The sequence below is a fragment of the Actinomycetota bacterium genome (assembly GCA_013152275.1).
GTDB lineage: Bacteria > Actinomycetota > Acidimicrobiia > Spongiisociales > UBA4744 > BMS3Bbin01.
Genome location: JAADGS010000034.1, coordinates 1 through 3,337, shown reverse-complemented (window position 1 = coordinate 3,337; position 3,337 = coordinate 1). Strand labels below are relative to the sequence as shown.

Genomic DNA, 3,337 nt, shown 5'->3' with positions numbered 1-3,337 from the left:
AACGCCACGACAGTGAACGCAGACAACATCATGCCCACAACCACCAAATACACAACAAAACGCCTCGACCGGACCATCAGAACTCCCACTCAATATCACACTCCCCCACCATAAACGTCGACACCTACGACAAATAGATAAGTGATCTTCCCCCGTTCCTCCGGGAAACCGAGGGAACGGGGGAAGCTCAATCGGAGAGCGGCCGGTTCGGGTCCACAAGAGTCCAACAGAAGAAACGACCGCGCCCTTAAGAGGCGGTTGGGCGACCGTGCAAGATGCAACATGGGGCCAACTCTCCCTGGTGGCCGTAACCATTGAGGTTTATGTGTCCGGATTGGACGAAACGTCGCAGGCCTATCAGGAACTGGGCGTTTGCTGCGGCATGGCGGCCAGGTCATCGCCTGACTTTTCGTCAGGCCGGTGCCGGCACCGTGGCCGACATGCTCGGAGGCAGGGAAGGAGTTGCAGGATGTCTTCGGCCAAAAACCCCCGTGCGAATGCGGCTCGATAGCAGCATTCATCGGTCCTTCAGCAGTTCGGCGAGGCGTTTGGATGACAGAGTTCGAGTCGTGGCGATGGACACCGCCAGAATGCTGAGGCTGACCGCGGCAGCATCGGCCCAAACGAGTGAGGCAAGGTTGTAGCTGGTTGGGGAGTTCGTGAGAACGAGACTGCAGCCGATCGCTGTGCCGAAGGAGCTGGCACCGACGATCAGCCGTTCCCATGCGCGCACAGCCAGGAGATGTGCCCTGCGCACACCTGCGGCGCGGTACAGGGCAGATTCGCTTCTCCGGAACCAATCCAAGAGCCAGTAGACCGCGACACCGAGAAACACGCTCCCGATCCACACAAATCGAGAGGGCCTCGTCGCGTACCGATCAACCAACGACCCCACCGGAGTCGCAAGTGGTGTGACGTTTTCGGCAACTGACCGTCCGACGAGCCCACGGACGAGACGCTGCAATCGGGATACGGACCAACCTCACCAAGATCGCCAGTGACATCGGTGCCGGATTCGGGTCGCTCGTACACACTATCGGTCGAGAAGGAGTTCCAACATCGGGCACCCCCTCTGATTGTCCACCACGATGTGATCGACGAAGAAACCGAAGGCGACATCGAGATTTGCATGCCGATTTCGGGCGCGTTCACCGGCGACGCGAAAGTGTATTCACACCAACTCGAAGGGGACGATCGCCACGACAGTCCACCATGGATGCCACGAAGAGATCGCACCCGCCTATCACACGCTCACAGGCTGGGTCTCCGAGAATGGTCACGAGATGATCGGACCCTCCCGCCAAGCTTTTAGCGTTCCACTACTCGCGGAAGAACACGACGGGGATCCCGTTCCATGAGTACGGTGCTGCGGGGCACGGCGAATCGGGTCCAAGCGTCACTTTGAATTGGTAATCGACGGCATCTTCAACGGTGTAGACACCTCTGCCGGGGCCGTCCCAAACTTGGCCGTTGCGAGGAATGACGCGAACGTCGAGTGCCCCGAACGCATCAACGAACACCACCACGGCGTCAGCCAAGAGCCCATCGACACGCTCCTTAGCAGTCTGGCCCTTCTTGGGCAGGCTGTCGCCAAATTCGGACCGCAATATCTGATCGGCGATTGAACAGTCCGTTCTGATCCGCACGGTGTCGCCTACTGCATAGGTGGTCAAAGGCTCGTCGACCGCTGGACTGGTCTGGAGGGTGACCGCTGGACTGGTCTGAGGGACGACCTCGGCCGTGTTGATGACACCCGACAAGACAGCCACAGAACCAATAATCACTAGGGTCGCAGCGAAGGCACCGACAGCGACCGCGGCTCGGCCACGGCCCTCGCCACGATATCGCGCGACAGGCGCCTCGGCAGGTCGGACGTGCGCCATGGCGTCTCGGACGGCCTTACCGGCGTCAGCCGCGAATTCTTCAAATTTCATCGTCGAACCATCCTTTCGCCCCCAGCTTTCGCGAGATGCCGGCTCGCCCCTGATGCAGCAGCGCCTTGACGGTGCCTTGGGCCACGCCGAGGGTTACTGCAATGTCAGCAATCGAGAGGTCGTCGATGTAGCGGAGTGCGATGGCTTGCGCCTGGCGCTTGGGAAGCCGTCGCACTTCCATCCAAAAGGAATCGTGCGCCAAGGACATGGGAACAACAGGAGGTGCCGCTGCCGACAGCCGGATCACAGCCATTCCCTCGGCGCGAAGGCGGCGGAACCGTGAGAGAGCGAGGTTGACGGCAACCTTCTTGACCCAGGCACCCGGTGCAGCCATCTGACTAACACTGGCCCAGTCTCGGTAGGCACGGAGAAAAGCTTCCTGCGCCAGGTCCTCGGCGGCCCAGGAACTGCCTGAAAGGCCATACGCAAGCGCAACCACGGATCGGTAAAAGTGGTGATAGAACTCTCCGTACTGTGCCGGAGCCCGAACCTCAGTGCCGTGGGTTTCCAATATCCCGTTTCCTCCAATACTGATTCGGTTCCTCCCTGTCACTCAATAGAACGCTCCAGGACGCGGATCGGTTTAGTCGAATTGCCAAAACACTGAGCCTTCGACCCAAATGCGCCGATTTCGACGCGCGCTGCCGGGTGCGTATGACCGGTACTCCTCTTCGTTCACCAGAACCAGCTCGGTTTGCAGGTGAGAGTCGGTAAGCAAGCCGGTGAAACTCACCGGTTCGGCGAAGATGCCGATTTCGCTGCCATGTTTTGGTGAGCACCGCCGACTGAGAATCTCGCCGTCGGCATCTATCTTGACAATCCACTCATCGGTTGTGACTGGGTGAATGATGAGGACACGGCGCCACAAGTCGAGCGGCGTCGTGACCGTCCACCTCATGGAGGAGAAACCAGGCGTCTGCACCTCGATCAACAGGTCACCCCGCACAATGTTGATAACAAACCCGTCGACGGGCACTTCGAAACGGTCACCAGGCTGCCCGTACCAACGCTTTGGCGAGGCGTGCAGTGGCTTTTCGCGAAGAGTCCCGATGTGAGGTGCGACGTCGGTCACGCGAATGATCGTAACAGTCGATCCACCAAAATCATGGGAGGCACCGACGGCCACGCGACGCGAAACGGCACTGTCAACTCGGACACGGGCCACCCCACAACAGATGCAGGGTTGGCGTCAACCGCGCTGAGATTCTCGGTCGACTACGACGGGGTTGACAGCACTGGCACTGCGATGACGTCACCGACAGAGTGGTGTTTCTCGGGAAAAGAGATTCCCCTTGAAACCTACGCAAGCAAAGGTGACACCGTGGGTTTCGAGGCAGTAGCCGGAGGAAGCGAACCCGGCTCCTCTCTGGATGGGTAGCAGTCGGGTTTTGCGATGCACGACC

At 59.6% G+C, this 3,337-nt stretch carries 4 protein-coding genes; all 4 read right to left on the bottom strand.

The features are described 5' to 3' along the window. Positions 1-517: 517 nt before the first annotated feature. The 4 genes from GXP34_06475 to GXP34_06460 all read right to left on the bottom strand — a co-directional run bounded on the left by GXP34_06475 (position 518) and on the right by GXP34_06460 (position 3,006). The gene (locus GXP34_06475; GenBank protein NOY55616.1) at positions 518-835 is read right to left on the bottom strand and encodes a hypothetical protein; all 318 of its coding nucleotides are present in this window, start codon (positions 833-835) and stop codon (positions 518-520) included. A 484-nt stretch (positions 836-1,319) separates the two neighbouring features. Continuing rightward, positions 1,320-1,769, bottom strand: coding sequence for a hypothetical protein (locus GXP34_06470; GenBank protein ID NOY55615.1), 450 nt, complete (start codon positions 1,767-1,769; stop codon positions 1,320-1,322). 154 nt (positions 1,770-1,923) lie between these two features. Next, a complete protein-coding gene (locus GXP34_06465; protein ID NOY55614.1) occupies positions 1,924-2,445 on the bottom strand; it encodes a SigE family RNA polymerase sigma factor in 522 nt (173 codons plus the stop codon). 72 nt (positions 2,446-2,517) lie between these two features. Beyond that, positions 2,518-3,006 carry a hypothetical protein gene (locus tag GXP34_06460; protein ID NOY55613.1) on the bottom strand — a complete coding sequence of 163 codons (489 nt, stop codon included), beginning with the start codon at positions 3,004-3,006 and terminating at the stop codon, positions 2,518-2,520. Positions 3,007-3,337 lie beyond the last annotated feature (331 nt).